13 protein-coding genes are annotated in these 18,755 nt (G+C 46.3%); 7 read left to right on the top strand and 6 right to left on the bottom strand.

The features are described 5' to 3' along the window. Positions 1–59: 59 nt before the first annotated feature. Positions 60–1,415 (bottom strand): MATE family efflux transporter, encoded by a 1,356-nt coding sequence (locus tag ITJ87_RS14185; protein WP_117600880.1) that lies wholly within the window; start codon positions 1,413–1,415, stop codon positions 60–62. Between the two features lie 118 nt (positions 1,416–1,533). Here ITJ87_RS14185 and ITJ87_RS14180 point away from each other — a divergent pair, with 118 nt between their 5' ends. The 3 genes from ITJ87_RS14180 (at position 1,534) to ITJ87_RS14170 (ending at position 4,030) form a co-directional block, all read left to right on the top strand. Then, on the top strand, positions 1,534–2,181 hold the full coding sequence (locus ITJ87_RS14180; protein WP_117964548.1) for an HAD family phosphatase: 648 nt from the start codon (positions 1,534–1,536) through the stop codon (positions 2,179–2,181). 69 nt (positions 2,182–2,250) lie between these two features. Continuing rightward, complete coding sequence (panB, locus tag ITJ87_RS14175; protein ID WP_025832138.1) at positions 2,251–3,072, top strand: 3-methyl-2-oxobutanoate hydroxymethyltransferase; 822 nt, start codon at positions 2,251–2,253, stop codon at positions 3,070–3,072. Beyond that, entirely contained in the window at positions 3,053–4,030 is a 978-nt protein-coding gene (locus ITJ87_RS14170) for an MFS transporter (protein WP_117964549.1), read from the top strand. Before panB ends, ITJ87_RS14170 begins: the two co-directional genes overlap by 20 nt. Here the strand turns inward: ITJ87_RS14170 and ITJ87_RS14165 are convergent. After that, the gene (locus ITJ87_RS14165; protein ID WP_117600877.1) at positions 4,006–4,377 is read right to left on the bottom strand and encodes a diacylglycerol kinase family protein; all 372 of its coding nucleotides are present in this window, start codon (positions 4,375–4,377) and stop codon (positions 4,006–4,008) included. The two genes, ITJ87_RS14170 and ITJ87_RS14165, sit on opposite strands and share 25 nt — an antisense overlap. 16 nt (positions 4,378–4,393) lie before the next feature. Beyond that, positions 4,394–6,613 (bottom strand): bifunctional (p)ppGpp synthetase/guanosine-3',5'-bis(diphosphate) 3'-pyrophosphohydrolase, encoded by a 2,220-nt coding sequence (locus tag ITJ87_RS14160; RefSeq protein ID WP_117964550.1) that lies wholly within the window; start codon positions 6,611–6,613, stop codon positions 4,394–4,396. 105 nt (positions 6,614–6,718) lie between these two features. Between ITJ87_RS14160 and ITJ87_RS14155 the strand changes: the two genes are divergently transcribed. Together ITJ87_RS14155 and purT are read left to right on the top strand one after the other, a co-directional pair. Then, positions 6,719–8,236 carry a DUF4301 family protein gene (locus ITJ87_RS14155; RefSeq protein ID WP_117964551.1) on the top strand — a complete coding sequence of 506 codons (1,518 nt, stop codon included), beginning with the start codon at positions 6,719–6,721 and terminating at the stop codon, positions 8,234–8,236. 139 nt (positions 8,237–8,375) lie between these two features. Beyond that, entirely contained in the window at positions 8,376–9,542 is a 1,167-nt protein-coding gene (gene purT / locus ITJ87_RS14150; protein WP_117964552.1) for a formate-dependent phosphoribosylglycinamide formyltransferase, read from the top strand. A 69-nt stretch (positions 9,543–9,611) separates the two neighbouring features. Here purT and ITJ87_RS14145 read toward each other — a convergent pair whose 3' ends face one another. Both ITJ87_RS14145 and ispE read right to left on the bottom strand, forming a co-directional pair. Further along, entirely contained in the window at positions 9,612–10,106 is a 495-nt protein-coding gene (locus tag ITJ87_RS14145; protein ID WP_117964553.1) for a PepSY-like domain-containing protein, read from the bottom strand. An 83-nt stretch (positions 10,107–10,189) separates the two neighbouring features. Continuing rightward, the gene (ispE, locus tag ITJ87_RS14140; RefSeq protein ID WP_117964554.1) at positions 10,190–11,023 is read right to left on the bottom strand and encodes a 4-(cytidine 5'-diphospho)-2-C-methyl-D-erythritol kinase; all 834 of its coding nucleotides are present in this window, start codon (positions 11,021–11,023) and stop codon (positions 10,190–10,192) included. A 296-nt stretch (positions 11,024–11,319) separates the two neighbouring features. Between ispE and dnaB the strand changes: the two genes are divergently transcribed. Next, positions 11,320–12,891 carry a replicative DNA helicase gene (gene dnaB / locus ITJ87_RS14135; RefSeq protein ID WP_008664493.1) on the top strand — a complete coding sequence of 524 codons (1,572 nt, stop codon included), beginning with the start codon at positions 11,320–11,322 and terminating at the stop codon, positions 12,889–12,891. Positions 12,892–13,048: 157 nt separating this feature from the next. On the opposite strand, the gene ITJ87_RS14130 is transcribed toward dnaB, so the two are convergent. Further along, the gene (locus ITJ87_RS14130; protein ID WP_117964618.1) at positions 13,049–17,521 is read right to left on the bottom strand and encodes a translocation/assembly module TamB domain-containing protein; all 4,473 of its coding nucleotides are present in this window, start codon (positions 17,519–17,521) and stop codon (positions 13,049–13,051) included. A gap of 204 nt (positions 17,522–17,725) precedes the next feature. On the opposite strand from ITJ87_RS14130, the gene tsaD reads away from it, so the two are divergent. Then, a complete protein-coding gene (gene tsaD / locus ITJ87_RS14125; RefSeq protein WP_117964555.1) occupies positions 17,726–18,748 on the top strand; it encodes a tRNA (adenosine(37)-N6)-threonylcarbamoyltransferase complex transferase subunit TsaD in 1,023 nt (340 codons plus the stop codon). Positions 18,749–18,755: the final 7 nt, after the last annotated feature.

Below are 18,755 nucleotides of genomic sequence, written 5' to 3'. Positions count from 1 at the left end.
CAAGGTAAACACATCATGCGTTTGGGGTGTATGGATGATGTGTTTTCCGGGATCCACCGTTAATCTTTCGTAAATCTACTCTTGACAGATAATCGGGTATTATATATCCATAAAGCTATAACAGCCGTTACAAAAGCAAAGAAGTCCGATACCGGCATACATATCCAGATGCCGTCCAGCCCAAAGTAATGCGGGAATATCAGTAGTCCCGGCAACAGATACAGTAATTGGCGTGTCAGCGATAAGAAGATACTGATTTTCGCTTTCCCGATGCTTTGGAAGAAATTGCCGATGACAATCTGTGCGCCTACCAGCGGGAATATGGCTACGGCAATGCGTACGCCTCTGGAAGCAATATCTATCAACTCTTCATCACTGGTAAAGATGGCAGATATGGCATGGGGGAACAATTCGCAGATAAGGAAACCTGTACTGGTGATACATACTCCGGCAATGATGGTCAGACGCAGGGTAGCCTTCACACGGTCGTGTTTTTGCGCACCGAAGTTATAGCCTACAATCGGTTGCATTCCCATCGTCAACCCCAATACAATCATTACATAGAGTACCAGCAGCCGGTTGATAATGCCATATGCCCCGATGGCCATATCGCCTCCGTACTGTTGGAGGCTGTTGTTTACGATAATCACAATGACACATGCCGTAACATTCATTAGGAACGGTGACATACCGATGGATAATATACTGCTGATGATGCGTTTTTTCATCTTCCAGAACCCCCGTTGCAGACGTACCACACTTGTCTTTTGCAGGAAATGGCTTACTACCCACACCATGCCGATGAACTGCGAGATGACCGTTGCCGTTGCAGCTCCCCGTATTCCCCAGTCAAATTGGAAGATGAAAATGGGAGCGAGGATTATGTTACAGACTACCGTTACCATAGACGTAAGCATCGCTTTCTTGGGATATCCCGTGGCACGCATGATATTGTTCAGGCCAATCATGGTATAAGTGACGGGGGTACCCAGTAATATCACCTGCATGAAGTCGCGGGCATATGGCAACGTATCATTGCTGGCACCGAAGAAGCGCAGAATATCATCCAGGAATATGAATGAGATGCCGCCGAATATGAATGCATTGACCAGGCAGAACATCAGTGTGTTTCCCAGGACTTCGGTAGCTCCGTCCAGGTCTTTCTGTCCCAGCCGGATGGATGAAATGGTAGAGCCGCCTGCCGATACCATCGTACAGAAAGCTACGACCAGATTCATCAGAGGGAAGGTGATGGCAAGTCCGGCAATGCCCATGGGACCTACGCCATGGCCAATGAAAATGCTGTCGATGATGTTGTACAACGAAGTAATCGTCATGCCTATAATGGCCGGAATGGAATACTGCACAAGCAGTTTGCCAATGCGCTCGGTTCCTAATATATGCGGGTTGTTCATTTGATATGAGTCAATTAAGGAGTGCAAAGATAAGAAATATTTGTTTGGTTCGCAGATTATTCTCACCTTTGTGCACTATAGTGTTTTGGTATTAACAGATTTAGGTAAAAGAAAGTTTATGGACACAACAAAAGCAACCGCCGTACTTTTTGATTTCGACGGCGTGGTGGTAGACACGGAGACACAGTACAGTCACTTCTGGCATGAAATGGGAAAGCTGTATTTGGGTATGGATGATATTGAAGGTAAAGTGAAGGGCCAGACGCTGGTCTATATTTATGACACCTTTTTTCCGGGCATGGTGAAGGAGCAGACTGAAATTACAGAACGGTTGAACCGCTTTGAACAGGAAATGTCATTCGACTTTATTCCCGGAGTGCTTGATTTCATTGCCGACCTACACCGGAATGAGGTGAAGACTGCCGTAGTGACCAGCTCCAACGAAGCGAAGATGGCAGCTGTCTATCGGGTTCATCCCGAAATAAAGACTCTTTTCGACCGTATCCTTACGGCCGAGATGTTTACGGCTTCCAAGCCTGCACCGGATTGTTTTCTGTTGGGTATGGAGGTTTTCGGCACAACTCCCGACACCACATATGTATTCGAGGATTCCTTCAACGGGCTGAAAGCCGGCATGGCTTCAGGAGCTACCGTTATAGGGTTGGCAACCACCAATTCCCGTGAAGACATAGCCTCGTTGTGTCATTATGTATTGGATGACTTTCAGGGTTTCACTTACGATAAATTAACTCAATTGTACAAGTAATCAGAAAAAGGATTACCTTTGCGCCGAAAATTAAATTGAGTAATTGTAAATTGCCAAATTGTAAATACTATCATGGGTTATATTTCAGACGACACTCGTAAAGTGACTACACATCGCCTTGTTGAAATGAAGCAAAGAGGCGAAAAGATATCAATGTTGACATCTTATGACTATACTATGGCGCAGATTGTAGACGGTGCCGGTGTAGACGTGATTCTGGTGGGAGATTCCGCTTCCAATGTAATGGCAGGCAATGTCACCACGCTTCCCATCACACTCGACCAGATGATTTATCATGGCAAATCCGTGGTTCGCGGTGTGAAGCGTGCTATGGTCATCGTCGACATGCCTTTCGGCTCTTATCAGGGCAACGAACTGGAGGGATTGGCTTCCGCTATCCGTATTATGAAAGAAAGCCATGCCGACGCCCTCAAACTGGAGGGAGGCGAGGAAATCATCGGTACGGTGAAACGTATCCTTAGCGCCGGTATTCCTATCATGGGACATCTCGGACTGATGCCCCAATCCATCAATAAGTATGGAACATATACTGTCCGTGCCAAGGATGATGCTGAAGCTGAGAAACTGGTACGCGATGCGCATTTGTTGGAAGAAGCCGGATGCTTCGGACTGGTATTGGAGAAGATTCCCGCCGCATTGGCTGCCCGAGTGGCCAGTGAGTTGACTATACCCGTTATCGGCATCGGTGCCGGTGGCGATGTGGACGGCCAGGTGTTGGTGGTTCAGGATATGCTGGGTATGAATAACGGTTTCCGTCCTCGTTTCTTGCGTCGCTATGCTGACCTGCATACAGTGATGACGGATGCCATCAGCCGTTATGTATCTGATGTGAAGAACTTAGATTTCCCGAATGAGAAAGAACAGTACTAACAAACTTATGACACTCAATTTTTGGCGGATGTGTACGGCAAATCTGTTGCTGTACATATCCGTCTATATGCTTTTTCCTTTGCTCCCTTTTGTGATGGGAGAGCAGTTGGGTGTTTCCGTCGGACAGGCGGGCAGCATGTTTCTGGTTTTTGCGGTGGCCATGTTTGCTGTCGGTCCTTTTCATGCCTATCTGGTCGATGAATATAAAAGGAAGCACGTGCTCCTTTACTCCACACTCATTATGCTGGCGGCTGTTCTGGGATATGCCTTTGTGGATGGTTATACGAAATTTCTGCTGCTTGCCGCTGTGCAGGGAGTATGTTTCGGGCTGGCAACCACAGCGGGCATTACGGTGGCCATCGACATAACGACTTCCACACGCCGCAGTGCAGGAAACATGGTATATGCATGGGCTGCATGCTTGGGCATGCTGGTGGGTGTTATGTTGGGCATTGGAATGTATAAGATGTATGGTTTCCGTATGGTGACCTATCTGTCCGTAGCGGCCGGACTGGCCAGCATATTTTTCGCATCGAGGGTATATGTGGCTTTCCGTGCTCCGATAGGCGTGTCGCTGTGCAATATGGACCGTTTCTTATTGCCGCGTGCATGGGTACCTGCCATCAATATGCTGCTGATTGCTTTTGTACCGGGAGCATTGCTACCGCTGATGTTTGTGGGCGATTATTGGTCATTGGCGGCATTGGCTGTACTGGTGTTCATTACAGTCCCGTTCATGAAGATGTTTGTCAAATTGTCGCACCACTGCCAGCGTGGAACGGCAAACACCACTTGCCATTTGTTTATGGAAGCAGGGCTGCTGGTGGGCATGGCTGTGGCTTGCCACCTGATGGACAGAGTACAGATATACCATGTGGCATCTGTTGCTGCTATGCTTGCCGTATTTTTCTTTGTGCTGCTGACCTATCCTTATTATAAGAAGAAGCGGGTGAGGTAAGGGATAAATACAATCAATCCTATAATGGCCGCCGTTGCAGCACATACCAATACTGCTCCGGCGGCTATGTCTTTTACTTGCCCTGCAATGGGATGTCGTTCCGGAGAAACCAGGTCTACCAGCTTTTCAATGGCGCTATTGAACAGTTCAGCTGCTATCACCACTCCGATGCAAAGAATAACAATCATCCAATCGATTCGGGTAATCTCCAATAAGAATCCGGCAATCACCGTAACCACCGTGGCAATCAGATGGAAGCTCAGGTTCTGTTCTTTTCCTATGCAGCACCGGATACCTTTCCAGGCATATCCGAAACTGCGCAACTGCTTTTTAAAGTCGTACTTCATGGATTATAGTTGTCATTTAATTCCTTGAAACTTGTTTCACTCCCTTTACCGTCCTTAGTTTTTTGACAAGTGCTTCCAAATGTCCCGTGTCGCTTACCATGATGGTCAGCGTTCCGGAAAACAGCCCGTCATGCGAGTCAATACCGATGCTTCTCAAGGTAATACCCGTTTCTTTGGAAATGATGGAAGTGATGTTGGTCACGATGCCGATGTCATCGTGTCCCACTACGCGCAGGGTGATGGGGTACTGTGTACCTTGTGACTTTCCGGCCCAGCGTGCTTTCACGATACGGTAGCCGAAACGTGAGTGCAAATCACTGGCATTGGGACAATCGCAACGGTGTATCTTGATACCTCCCGTTACACTGACAAAGCCGAATACATCATCTCCATAGATGGGATTGCAGCAGCGTGCCAACTTGAAATCTAATCCTTTCAGATTTTGGTCAATGACCAGTACATCTTCTTTAGTACCTATCTCTTCCGGTATGCCTTGTTGAAGGTTATAGCCTTCAGCACTGCGGTAGACAATATCGTCACGTGTGTCGTTTTCCCGTTTTTGCTGTTCAAGATATTTGTCTATAATCTCGTTGACATCCAGCACTTCATCGGCAATGGCCTGGTAGAAGTCTGTCACTACCTTGAAGCCGAGGCGCTTGATGAGGCGCATCATGGTTCCTTCATCATACTCTATTTTCCGGTTCTTGAACTTGCGTTCCAGGGTTTCCTTGGCGAAGGCGTGCTGGCGTGCAGCCATTTCCTTCAACGCCTGGCGTATTTTGGTACGCGCCTTAGAGGTGGTTACGATGTTCAGCCAGTCCTGCTTGGGTGTCTGCGTATTCGATGTCATTATCTCTACTTGGTCACCGCTATGCAGCATTTGCTTCAACTGTACATTTTTGCCGTTCACTTTGGCACCGATGCATTTGCAACCTAGTTTGCTGTGAATATGAAAAGCAAAATCGAGCACGGTGGAGCCTTTAGCAAGTTTGAACAAATCGCCTTTCGGGGTAAACACAAATACCTCGTCTTCGTACAAATCCAGTTTGAACTGGTCCATCGTTTCCAGTCCGTTGCTGTCCGAGCTCTCTAAGGCTTCGCGTACGGAAGTCAGCCATTCGTCAAGACCAGATTCACCTTTCACTCCTTTGTATCGCCAATGGGCGGCCAGGCCTCGTTCGGCAATATCATCCATGCGTTCGGTACGTATTTGTACTTCCACCCATTTGCCTTCGGGACCCATCACGGTGATGTGCAGTGACTCATATCCGTTGCTTTTAGGTACGGACAGCCAGTCGCGTAGCCGTTTCGGGTTAGGCTGGTACATATCTGTTACGATGGAGTAGGCCTGCCAACATTCCAGTTTCTCCTTGTCCAGGCAAGAGTCCAGAATAATGCGGATGGCAAACAAGTCATACACGCCTTCGAAGGGGCATTTCTGCTTCTTCATTTTTTGGTAGATGGAGTGGATAGACTTGGTGCGTCCTTTAATGTGGAACTTTAGTCCGGCGTCTTCCAGTTTCTTTTGTACCGGTGCAATAAAAGAGGCGATGTACTTGTCGCGTGATGCCTTTGTCTCGTTTAGTTTTTCTTTGATATGATAGTAGACCTCCTTCTCAGTATATTTCAGCGAGAGGTCTTCCAGTTCCGACTTCAATTTATACAGACCCAGCTTATGGGCAAGGGGCGCATAGAGATAGGCCGCTTCGTTGGCTACCTGCCGGCGGGCTTCATCGTTCTTGCAATCTTTTATCTGCCGCATGATGTTTACGCGGTCGGCAATCATAATGAGAATGACACGCATGTCCTCGGCGAAAGTCAGCAACAAGTTGCGGAAATTCTCGGACTCGATGGTAGGGCTTTTGGAATAAAGTTCGTTTACACGTATCAATCCCCGGATGATGCCTGCCACGTCCTCGCCATAAATTTGCTCTACTTCTTGGGCGGTGCAAGTACCGCAGCGCACGGAGTCGTGCAGCATGAGTCCCAGAATGGAGGCGCGCTTCATGCCAATTTCTTCTGCTACGATGACAGCCGTTTGCATATCTTTGATGACGGGATTCAAACCGAATATATCACGCTGGATACGGTTGTTCTGTATAGTGTTGACAAGATGTGTTTTCAGCTTTTTGCAGTCCCCCTTCTGGAGGGTTTCTCCGGAAAGTTGCAACAGTTTGCGGTAGAGCGAGAAGAGTAAATCTTTCTCTTTAGTAGTGAAAAATTCATCAGTTTCCATAATCGTCCGTATTTTATGCTTCAAAGGTAAGTTTTTTCTTCATTTTCTTGACGGCAGTTCTGCTTTTTTTGTATTTTTGGGCATGAATTAATAAAACAAGATATTATGATAACACCGCAAGACAAAGAGTTGCTCGAAAATAAAGGCATCTCCGAAGAACAAATAGCCGAACAGTTGGCTTGTTTTGAAAAGGGTTTTCCATACTTGAAACTGTCTGCCGCTGCTTCTGTAGAGAAGGGGATATTGGCTCCGGATACGGATGAACAGAAGAAATACCTGGACGCTTGGGAGGCATATACACAGACCGATAAGGTGGTAGTGAAGTTTGTACCGGCTTCGGGTGCTGCTAGCCGTATGTTCAAAAACTTGTTTGAGTTTCTTGGAGCAGATTATGATGCCCCCCAGACAGGCTTTGAAAAGACTTTCTTTGAGAATATAGAGAAGTTTGCCTTCTATGACGACCTGAATACCGCTTGCCGGAGAACTGCCGGAAAGGATATATCGGCTCTGCTTGCTGCCGGAAACTACAAGGCGGTTGTTGCAGCCTTGCTCGAAGGGGCCGGACTGAATTATGGTGCGCTGCCCAAAGGACTGCTGAAGTTCCATAAGTATGAAGACGGTAGCCGTACGCCGTTGGAAGAACATTTGGTAGAAGGGGCCTTGTATGCTGTCAATAAAAATGGTAAAGTGAATGTACATTTCACGGTTTCGCCCGAACACCGTGCCTTATTCAAGGCTTTGGTGGACGAAAAGGCTGCCGCTTATGCTAAGAAGTACGGGGTGGATTATAACATCACCTTTTCGGAACAGAAACCGAGTACTGATACCATTGCTGCCGATATGGAAAACAAACCGTTCCGTGACAATGGCAAACTTTTGTTCCGTCCGGGCGGTCATGGTGCATTAATTGAAAACTTGAACGACCTTGATGCGGATATTATCTTCATAAAGAATATCGACAATGTGGTACCCGACAAACTGAAGGGTGACACCGTATTATATAAAAAGCTGATTGCCGGTGTACTGGTAGCTTTGCAGCAGAAGGTATTTGCCTATTTGCAGTTGCTTGAAAGCGGGAAATATACACACGAACAAATTCTTGAAATCCTGCAATTCCTGCAGAAGCAACTCTATTGCAAGAACCCGGAGACGAAGAATCTGGAAGATGCCGAACTGGTGATATACCTGAAAGAAAAACTGAACCGTCCGATGCGCGTCTGCGGTATGGTGAAGAACGTAGGCGAACCAGGTGGAGGTCCGTTCTTGGCATACAACAGTGACGGCACTATCTCTCTGCAGATTCTGGAAAGTTCGCAGATTGATATGGACGATCCGGAAAAGAAGGAAATGTTTGAAAAGGGTACCCATTTCAATCCGGTGGATTTGGTTTGCGCTGTACGTGACTATAAAGGACATAAGTTCAATCTTGTGAAGTATGTGGATAAAGCCACGGGGTTCATCTCCTATAAGTCCAAGAACGGCAAGGACCTGAAGGCGCTTGAACTTCCCGGTTTGTGGAACGGCGCCATGAGTGATTGGAATACTGTATTTGTAGAAGTGCCTCTGACTACATTCAATCCGGTAAAGACGGTGAATGATTTGTTGAGAGAACAGCACCAATAAAGGAATTTACTATTAGACGATTTACTATTTACTATTGGCTGTGCTGTAATCGGGTAGCGGATGGTGAATAGTAAATCGTCTGATTGTATAGTGTTGAATAGTAAATTGAAAATTGTCAAATAGTAAATAAATAGATAGGATGAAAAAGATTTTATTGTTGGGTTCTGGTGAACTGGGCAAGGAGTTTGTAATTTCCGCCCAACGCAAAGGTCAGTATATTATCGCCTGCGATTCGTATGCCGGAGCGCCTGCCATGCAAGTGGCAGATGAATGTGAAGTATTCAGCATGCTTGATGGAGATGCTTTGGAACGCGTGGTACGCAAACACCAGCCGGATATCATTGTTCCGGAAATCGAGGCTATCCGTACGGAACGTCTGTACGATTTCGAGAAAGAAGGCATTCAAGTGGTGCCCAGTGCACGCGCTGTGAACTTTACTATGAACCGTAAGGCTATACGCGACCTTGCAGCTAAAGAGTTGGGACTGAAAACAGCTAAATATTTTTATGCCAAATCTCTGGATGAACTGAAAATTGCAGCTGAAAAGATAGGTTTTCCATGCGTGGTGAAACCGCTGATGTCCTCTTCCGGCAAAGGCCAGTCTCTCGTAAAGAGTGCCGACGAATTGGAGCATGCTTGGGAATATGGCTGTAATGGTAGCCGTGGAGACATAAAAGAACTTATCATTGAGGAATTCATCAAGTTCGACAGTGAGATAACATTGCTCACCGTAACGCAGAAGAATGGCCCGACCTTGTTCTGCCCGCCTATCGGCCATGTGCAGAAGGGTGGGGACTATCGTGAAAGCTTCCAGCCTGCCCATATTGACCCTGCCCATCTAAGGGAGGCGCAGGATATGGCAGAGAAAGTGACCCGTGCCTTGACCGGTGCCGGATTGTGGGGAGTGGAATTCTTTCTCAGCCATGAGAACGGTGTCTATTTCTCCGAACTTTCTCCACGTCCGCACGATACGGGTATGGTAACCCTGGCCGGAACCCAGAATCTGAATGAGTTTGAATTGCACTGTCGTGCGGTGCTTGGTCTGCCTATCCCTGGCATCAAGCAGGATCGTATAGGAGCCAGTGCTGTCATCCTCTCTCCGATAGCCAGTCAGGAACGTCCCAATTATCGTGGCATGGAAGAGGTTACAAAAGAAGAGGATACTTATCTGCGTATTTTTGGCAAGCCTACTACCCGCGTAAACCGCCGTATGGGTGTAGTGCTGTGTTATGCACCTCTTGACAGTGACCTTGACACGTTGCGCGACAAAGCGAAGCGTATTGCTGATAGGGTAGAGGTATATTAATGATTGGTGATGAATGATTGGTGATTTGTTGATGAATGGATACCATCGACAAATCACCAATCGTCAGTATTAATCATTGAAAAAGAGTCCGGGATAGATCTCTCCTCCAAGTTCTGTTACATCGAGGCTTTGTAATAGTTTTCCATCCGGAGCATAGAACAGTTGGAATTCTTCATCGGAATTGTATTGTTCCACCTCAATTATAATCACTGTGGGATGTTTGGGAAAGGTGATGATTCTTACGTCCCTTAACTTCATGCCGGCCATTGTACTGCTCATGAATGCTTCTGCCACGGGAGCCGGCACTTTTTCCAGTGACTCTACATCCGTTTCAGTCATGACCCACTCCGCTTGTTTATTGAACCAGACATCAACTTCCTGACCATCTGCAATAAATTCTGCCACGTAGCAACCGGCCATTTGCTCCCATTCCACATCCGTTGCTTGAGGGTAGAGCTTTTGAAAAGCTGTTTGTATATTTACAGGAAGACGTCCTTCCGCAAAAGCGGACACTGACAGCAAGACAAGTAGTCCTGCCAGAATACCGAATTTGAACTTTTTCATAATCAAGGTTGTTTTGAGTTTTCTGTAAGAACAACCTTGTTGTGTTTTTGTTTCCGGAAATCAGTATATTGGTTGATGCATTTTTAAACATCAGTGAACCGGCCTTTGTATACAAAAGCTTTTTCTCCGAAATCCACTTCCGGCAATACGGCATCTTCCTTGAATAATCCGTAAACAGATGACCCCGAACCACTCATGGAGGCATATACAGCTCCTTGCCGATACATCTCTTCCTTGATTTCTCCGATAGTGGGAAATTGGGGGAATACGCTTTCTTCAAAGTCATTGACCATTCGTCCGTTCCATTCTTCAACGGGAAGTTGGGCAATTTCTTTCAGAGACATTTCCGGATGATGCGGTTTTATTTTTGCAAAGGCATCCCGTGTAGAGACGAAAATGTCCGGCTTCACCAACCATATCCGATATCCTTTCAGTGAGAGGGGAAGGGGAGAAAAAATGTTTCCGATACCTTCTGCGTAAGTCGGACGGTTTTTGATGAAGAAGGCACAATCGGCACCCAGCTTGGCGGCATACTCTTCCAGAGTGTCATCCGGCAGTCCGAGTTCAAACTTATTATTCAGAAGCTTCAACATGAAGGCTGCATCGGCCGAACCGCCACCCAGTCCGGCTCCCGAGGGAATATGCTTGAAGAGATGGATGTCTACCGGAGGAAGGTTGAACCGGTCGTCCAGCAACTTGTAGGCTTTCACTACCAGGTTGCTCTCTGCTTCTCCCTCAATTTCCAGACCTGCCTGATGCAGACGGAACTTTCGGTTTCCTTCGTTCAAGATATTTATTTCCAAAGCATCTTCTATGGGAACCGGATAGAAAATGGTTTCCAGATTATGGTATCCGTCCGGACGCTTCTCTGTGATATTCAGTCCCAGGTTTATTTTGGCATTTGGAAAAGTCAGCATGGCGTTGAAAATTAAGAATTAATAATTTAAAATTAAAAGGGGAAGCTATGAAGTGCAGCTTCCGAAGACAAAGTTAGTGATTTCTGTTCATAGTAGATTGAAAACTTAGCAATGATTTATTTACCGCTTATAAATAAATTCGCTTATCTTTGCCATACGAGCGAAGATAGGCTGCACCTCAACATAACTTTTTCATGCAAGCATGAAAGTTATGTATTCGGTTTGCATTATCTTTGCTTCCCCTTTCTAAAAGGGAAGTTCATTTAATTTTTAATTTTCAATTATTAATTCTTAAAGTGGCAGAACAAAGAAGAACATCCCGTACTCCGAAAGGAAAGGCACCACAGCCCGTAACAGACTACGGACGTATCCAGCCGCAAGCGCCGGAGCTGGAAGAAGCAGTCTTGGGAGCCTTGATGATTGAGAAGGACGCTTATTCGCTGGTAAGTGAAATTCTTCGTCCGGAGTCATTCTATGAGCATAGACATCAGCTGATATATTCCGCTATTACCGATTTGGCCGTGAATCAGAAGCCGGTCGATATCCTCACCGTGAAGGAGCAGCTTTCAAAGCGGGGAGAATTGGAGGAAGTGGGCGGCCCGTTCTATATTACCCAACTTAGCAGTAAGGTGGCATCTTCTGCACACATCGAATATCATGCACGTATCATTGCGCAGAAAGCTTTGGCACGTGAATTGATTACTTTTACCAGTAATATCCAGAGCAAGGCTTTCGACGAGACGCTGGACGTGGACGATTTGATGCAGGAGGCCGAAGGAAAACTGTTCGAGATTTCCCAGCAGAACATGAAGAAGGATTATACACAAATTAATCCTGTCATTGCCGAAGCCTATGATTTGATTCAGAAAGCTGCTGCCCGTACCGATGGTTTGAGTGGCTTGGAAAGTGGGTATACCAAGCTGGACAAGATGACTTCCGGATGGCAGAAGTCCGACCTCATCATTATTGCAGCCCGTCCTGCCATGGGTAAAACGGCGTTCGTACTTTCCATGGCGAAAAACATTGCCGTGAATTTCCGCAATCCCGTAGCGCTGTTCTCGCTTGAAATGAGTAACGTGCAGCTGGTGAACCGTTTGATATCCAACGTGTGCGAGATTCCGAGTGAGAAAATCAAGAGTGGTCAGTTGGCGGACTATGAATGGCAGCAGTTGGATTACAAACTGCGTGACTTGCTGGATGCTCCGCTTTATGTGGACGATACGCCTTCTTTGTCGGTATTCGAACTCCGTACGAAGGCACGGCGTTTGGTACGTGAGCACGGAGTAAAGATTATCATCATCGACTACCTTCAGCTGATGAATGCAAGCGGAATGTCTTTCGGTAGCCGTCAGGAAGAAGTTAGTACCATTTCGCGCTCATTGAAAGGTTTGGCCAAGGAGCTGAACATTCCTATCATCGCTCTGTCGCAGTTGAACCGTGGTGTGGAGAACCGTGAAGGCGAGGAAGGCAAGCGTCCCCAGTTGAGTGACCTTCGTGAATCCGGTGCCATCGAGCAGGATGCCGATATGGTTTGCTTCATCCACCGTCCTGAATATTACAAGATTTATACTTCTGCCGATGGCAGTGACTTGCGCGGTATGGCGGAAATCATCATAGCAAAGCACCGTAACGGTGCCGTGGGGGATGTGCGTCTGAGGTTTATCGGACAGTACACCCGTTTCCAGAATCCCGAGGATGATATGGTTATTCCACCTCCGACGGAGGGTGGAGGAGCTACATTTGGTTCACGTATGAATGCGCCTATCGGAAGTACGGCAACACCGCCACCTCCATCGGCTGCTGATTTTCCGCCACAGACGGACAACCCGTTTGGAGGTGTGGGGTCGGACGGGCCATTGCCTTTCTGATGTATTTTTATGGCTACACCCTTTGCCTTGAATGCCTATACTATCGTAGAGTGATGGCTACACCTTTAGGTACAAAGGGTGTAGCCATTTAAAATGCTGTATTCGAGCCTATTTGCTTATTCTAAAACCTTCAATGTGGACAGTAAGAACGTCAATCTTACTTTTGCTCCCTTTTCCGTTTTGATTGTGCCTCGGGCATCTGCTGTTCTGTGTTTATTTTATCAGTGGATAGGGTATCTTGCTTTATTTCTTGTTCCTTTCTCAGCCGCTTGAGTTTCCATCTGTTCCAGAAAAGGAGCTCACTCCATTTGTTGAAATCCTTTTTGAAGATAATACCAATACCTTGTGTTGTCAGATTTGTCCGGGTGTAGTAGCGGTCGTTCGTTTCGTTGTACGCTTTCAGGCGGATGTCTCCGGAACGGTTGACGAGCCATTCCGCTTCAAAGTCTCCCACAAAATTGGTATTTGCCATCGGATTATCACGATAACCAAAATTACCATTGATAAGTAGTCGGTTATTCAATAATTGTCCTGAAAGCATAGTCTCGAACTCCATGTCTGTCCAGCCTCTTTCACCGGTACTGAAATTGGTGCCGAAGTTCCAGTTATTGACATCGAGAATGTTCGATAAAGCGTTATTCAACTGTCCGGAAAGGGTGGATGAAACAACACTGGACATCATATTCGAATTCTGGGTGGCTCCTAAGTTTTCCGGGGTATAGAACTTGCCGATAGCCAACAGATAGAGTATCTGCATGTTCATTTGCTCGTCGGTAGGAATATAGTTACGGACAATGGCCTGCACTTCATCGCGTTCGTTGGGCAGTTCGATGTCGAATTTTACATCAGGTGAGGTCAATTGTCCGGTAAGGTCCATCATACAGTTCACTTTTACATTTGTCTGGCTGATGTAGCCGGAGGTTGCCTCGTTGGGCATTAGGTCATTTAAGGATGCTGAGTTGACCGTATAACCTGCTTTTATGTCCAGAGTGGCATCCAGTGGCGAGCCGTTGAATGTAATGGAACTTCCATCCCTGATAATAAAGTCCTTTCGGATAACCTCTTGCAGACTGAATTTATAGACTCCCTGGCTTATCCGGTAACTGCCAAACATCTTTACATCTCCTTTATTGAAGAACTCAGTACGGATATTTCCAGTTCCCCGTCCACTGATATAGTCGCCAGCGATAGGGTCCATGATAATCTTCATGGTAGCGTCGGGAGTGGCGTCTATCAAGAGATTCAGCCGGATATCAGTGTCGCTCTCTCTTTCTTCCTCGATTTCCTTTTGGGCAATTTCGTAGTCGGAAAGGCGGATAGAGTCTTGTACGGCACGGCGTGGTGTCTTGTCCACAAACTTGATGAACTGGTTGCTGACTGCTGTAGATACGTTATCTTTTATATAGGTAAAGGTAGTGTTGCGATTGGTAGTCATTGCAACATCAATGTTAACGCCATCTTGGGCATTACCGGCAATAGTGGCATTTCCCGTACCGTAGACGGTGCCGTAGAAGGGATAGTCCGGTGATTCTTTGGTATTCATCACCAGCATGTCGTTGACATTGAAATTGAAACGGTACTCCAGGTTCTTAAAATGCTGATAGTGCAGATAGCCGCTCATACTTCCTTGATGCCCTTGCGTGTCGAAAATGCGGTTGTTGCGGAAGGTCAACCCGCCGGGCTCGATGTAGATGCTGTCTTTGACGGAGAAAGTGGTGTTGAGCACGTCTACCTTCATAGAAGCATCGCCGAATACACGCCCTTCCATGGTGAGAGCCTTGAATTTGCCATAGAAATGTACATGGCCGGTAGCACGTCCGTTGAATTCGGGCGTGATGCTACTCATATAATGATGTATAAACTTCAAGTTGGTACCGTCCGCTTCAATTTGGAGATCCAATGAACTAGTGGGCTTCAAAGGATAGATATAGCCATACACATGGCTTTTGGCAATATCTTTCTCCCGGATATGGGCATCTAGATAGATGCCCTTCACGTCGTGGTGCCATTCTCCGTGTATGTTGGCATCACCCAGCAAGCCTTCGTTCAATCCGAGGTTGCGGATAAACAAGTCGGTGCTCATGACAGGGTTTTCCAATACTCCGCTGGCGAAAGCCGGACCGGTGGCTTCTCCTTTGAAATTGACTCCGAGGTCTGCAATGTCGAACACATAACCGATGTTGATTTCCTTCAAATCCAGACGTACTGTATCTTCGGGTTGTGGTGAAACGATACCATTGATACGCAAGTGCCGGTCTTTATGGCTGAAGTAGAAATCATTGACATACACTTTGCCGGAGTCGAGTACTACTTGGGAAGGATGTATATCCCACAGCGTATCGTTCAGTATCACGTTGGTGGGCTGGACATCAATGACGGTTTTTAAGGGGGGAAGTTTCCTCTTGCTTTCATTCGCTTCGTTCTGTTCACGGATGAAGTGGGCGACGGCGGCGAGTTTCCCGCTGTAGGTTACAGTGCTACTGTTACCCCAATTCAGCGTGGTCTGTATGTTATTGTTCCGGGCTTGCGCTTCTAAAGCTATATTGACAGCGCCGTTTGATTTGCGGTTGCTGAAGCGTAGGCGTGTATGGAACTGGTCACCGGGATTCTCGCAAAGGAACATTCCGGATTCGATGAATTTGTTTCCATAACGGAGACGGGGAAAATAGCCTTCTACGCGGAGCCGCTGTGCCTTGTCATTGAAGTATCCCTTAATGGTGGAATGGGTATATACTTTTACCGGAATCTGAAAGACGGTGGAGAACAGTTCCGTATTGTAAATGTGCATGTCAAAATGGAAATTGTTCTCTGTCTCTATGGGTTTCTTGTCTGGCAGAATCAAGGCGGGGATATAACGTCGCATGATATTCAGTACACTGGCAGGCAGGGTACGATAAGAGTAGTCACCTTCTATGCTACCTTGGAGAAAGTTGGATTGGATGGTCAGCCGTTTCTGGCCTTCGCTTTCTCTTATGGCAGATATCTTCAGATTGTCCAGGAAGTATTGTGTTTCCGGAGCTGCGAATAGTAAGCTGTCAACGTTGATTTCACCGTTCATCTCGTCAATGGAACCGCCGGTGAAGTCTGCCTTGACTTTGACTGATATTTCCGTATCTTCATAGTTGGGTGTAAGATGTAGGGCATGAGGACGAAATTTGTCGATGCTTGCCTGAAAGTTGAAAGTCGGTACCCGACTGGCGGTATTGATGGTACCGTTCAAAATAACAGAACCATTGGTGTCATCCAAGGCGACTTTTCCCGTGAAGCCTCCCTGCTTGTATTCTCCATCTAGGGTGATATTTTCGTAATTGTAGTCGCTGTAATCAATGGAGGCAACCAGCCCTTTCAGCAGTACGGACGGGTATTGGTTTTCGTAATGGTTGCTGTTGACATCTAGATTGAAAGTTACTTTACCCAGTTTCTTGTTGCCCAGCATCTTGCCCAGCTCAAACTCTTTGGTTTTCACTGCACCGGAATAGGCAAAATAACCTTTATCTTTGTTAGAACTTAGTTTTACGTCAGTTTGGATGGTTCCGATGTCAGTGCGTACTTGTCCGTAAGTTACGAGGTCTGTGAAGTAGCCCGAGACTTCTCCACGGAAGGAAACCGTTCCTAAGTGTTGCAGGACGGGAGGTACTCCATTGTAGTTCTTGCTGAAATTCCGGACAAAGAAGGCAATTCCTTCCGGGTCTGCGTACAAATTGGACAAATTACCGAATACATAAGCATTTTCCGGATGGGAAAGGTCTTGTAGAGATACGTCTCCCCTCAGATAAAAATGATTTCCGACAGAGACGGAAAGGTGCGGGCAATTCAGTTGATTGATGGTGCCGTCCGTCTGTACCTCTACTTGCAATTTTTCCTTGAAAGAACCAAAAGCCGGAACAAAAGCCGATAAATCCTGCAAGGCGATTTGAGAGGGCAGCAAATGGAATGAGAAACGGACATCTTGGGCAAGATTGTCAAACGCCCCCAGACTGTCATAATCCATGTGTATAGTATCCATTGCCAAAGAGGTGTTGGGGAGGTCGATAGCGAAATTTTCGATTTTCATCCGTTGGTCATTGCCGATAACCTTTAGACTTAGTTTCTTCAATTCAAATCCGGAATGTTCTTCTTCGATGCTCAGACGCTTGATGGCGGCATTGATAGAATCATTTTGTAATGCTTTTAGGGAGATGTTTGCAATAATGTTACGTAAACGGAGATGCTGTGGATTGAATTTTCCCGGAGTCTCTTTCTCGGACAGCACATCATACGAAACCTTTCCGCGGCGTATCAGTAAGGAATTGATACGGAGATCCAGGTTGTTTTTCTTTTGAACTGTATCTTTGGATGCGAATGCGTCGAGTACAAACTGAAAATTAGGTTTATCCTTGGGAGTCTGCTTGCTTAGATTGATGTTAAAGCCGAACAATTGTATGTTACTAATGGATATTTTGCCGCTGAATAGGGGGAGAATATCGAATTTGGCAGAAAGACGGGTCACTTTCAGCATTTCCTTGCCGGATTGGTCGTCCAGGAGCAGGTCGTCGATGATGATGCGGTTCAACAATCCTATGTTTATTCGCCCGATGGAAATCTTGCTGTCCAGTATGGAAGCCAGTTCATTGGCAACAAATACAGACATTTGTCGCTGAACAGATGGAATGTTCAGCAACAATATGGTACCAATGTACAATCCCAATACAATACCGAGTACCCAGCGTACTGTTTTTTTTAGCTTTCTGATAGGCGGTTAATTTTTATAATCAGCCAACAAAAATATGAAATAATACGTTATGAATCGTACTTTTATCACTACTTTTGCAGCGTTTAAACGTAAATAAACATTATGAGTACAATAATCTTGGGAATAGAATCTTCTTGTGATGACACTTCTGCAGCTGTCATCAAAGATGGTTATCTGCTTTCGAATGTGGTGGCCAGCCAAGCTGTGCATGAAGCATACGGTGGGGTAGTGCCTGAACTGGCTTCCCGCGCGCACCAACAAAATATAGTTCCGGTAGTGCATGAGGCATTGAAACGCGCCGGAGTAACCAAAGAGGAATTGAGTGCTGTGGCCTTTACGCGTGGACCGGGATTGATGGGATCATTGTTGGTGGGGGTATCTTTCGCCAAAGGGTTCGCCCGTTCATTAGGCATTCCAATGATTGATGTTAATCATTTGACCGGTCATGTGTTAGCTCATTTTATTAAAGCAGAAGGTGAAGATAATGTGCAGCCGGGATTTCCTTTCCTCTGCTTGCTGGTTTCCGGTGGAAACTCACAGATTATCTTGGTGAAAGCCTATAACGATATGGAAATTTTGGGGCAGACTATTGATGATGCCGCCGGTGAAGCCATTGACAAATGCTCAAAGGTGATGGGATTAGGATATCCGGGTGGTCCAATTATTGACAAGCTGGCTCGGCAAGGTAATCCTAAAGCCTTCTCGTTCAGCAAACCGCATATTCCAGGGTTGGATTATAGTTTTAGCGGACTTAAGACCTCGTTCCTTTACTCTCTGCGCGACTGGATGAAGGACGACCCTGATTTCATCGAACATCACAAGACGGATTTGGCGGCATCGCTGGAAGCTACCGTCGTAGATATCTTGATGGATAAGTTGCGCAAAGCCGCCAAGCAATATAAAATAAAGGAAGTGGCTGTTGCCGGAGGTGTTTCTGCCAATAATGGATTGCGTAATGCTTTCCGTGAGCATGCCGGGAAGTATGGTTGGAAAATATTTATTCCGAAGTTCAGCTACACAACGGATAACGCTGCCATGATTGCCATTACCGGATATTTCAAGTATATGGATAAAGATTTTTGTCCGATGGAAGCACCTGCTTATTCACGGGTAACTTTAAGATAATATATAT

This window comes from Bacteroides sp. HF-162, from assembly GCF_015679285.1.
GTDB lineage: Bacteria > Bacteroidota > Bacteroidia > Bacteroidales > Bacteroidaceae > Bacteroides > Bacteroides uniformis.
The sequence above is the reverse complement of the archived record's forward strand: the minus strand, read 5'-3'. Positions and strand labels throughout refer to the sequence as shown.

Bases quoted from the DNA above. Each gene is read 5' to 3' on its own strand.
- ITJ87_RS14185 (WP_117600880.1), bottom strand. From the start codon at position 1,415: ATGAACAACCCGCATATATTAGGAACCGAGCGCATTGGCAAACTGCTT.
- ITJ87_RS14180 (WP_117964548.1), top strand. From the start codon at position 1,534: ATGGACACAACAAAAGCAACCGCCGTACTTTTTGATTTCGACGGCGTG.
- ITJ87_RS14170 (WP_117964549.1), top strand. From the start codon at position 3,053: ATGAGAAAGAACAGTACTAACAAACTTATGACACTCAATTTTTGGCGG.
- ITJ87_RS14165 (WP_117600877.1), bottom strand. From the start codon at position 4,377: ATGAAGTACGACTTTAAAAAGCAGTTGCGCAGTTTCGGATATGCCTGG.
- ITJ87_RS14160 (WP_117964550.1), bottom strand. From the start codon at position 6,613: ATGGAAACTGATGAATTTTTCACTACTAAAGAGAAAGATTTACTCTTC.
- ITJ87_RS14155 (WP_117964551.1), top strand. From the start codon at position 6,719: ATGATAACACCGCAAGACAAAGAGTTGCTCGAAAATAAAGGCATCTCC.
- purT (WP_117964552.1), top strand. From the start codon at position 8,376: ATGAAAAAGATTTTATTGTTGGGTTCTGGTGAACTGGGCAAGGAGTTT.
- ITJ87_RS14145 (WP_117964553.1), bottom strand. From the start codon at position 10,106: ATGAAAAAGTTCAAATTCGGTATTCTGGCAGGACTACTTGTCTTGCTG.
- ispE (WP_117964554.1), bottom strand. From the start codon at position 11,023: ATGCTGACTTTTCCAAATGCCAAAATAAACCTGGGACTGAATATCACA.
- ITJ87_RS14130 (WP_117964618.1), bottom strand. From the start codon at position 17,521: ATGTCTGTATTTGTTGCCAATGAACTGGCTTCCATACTGGACAGCAAG.
- tsaD (WP_117964555.1), top strand. From the start codon at position 17,726: ATGAGTACAATAATCTTGGGAATAGAATCTTCTTGTGATGACACTTCT.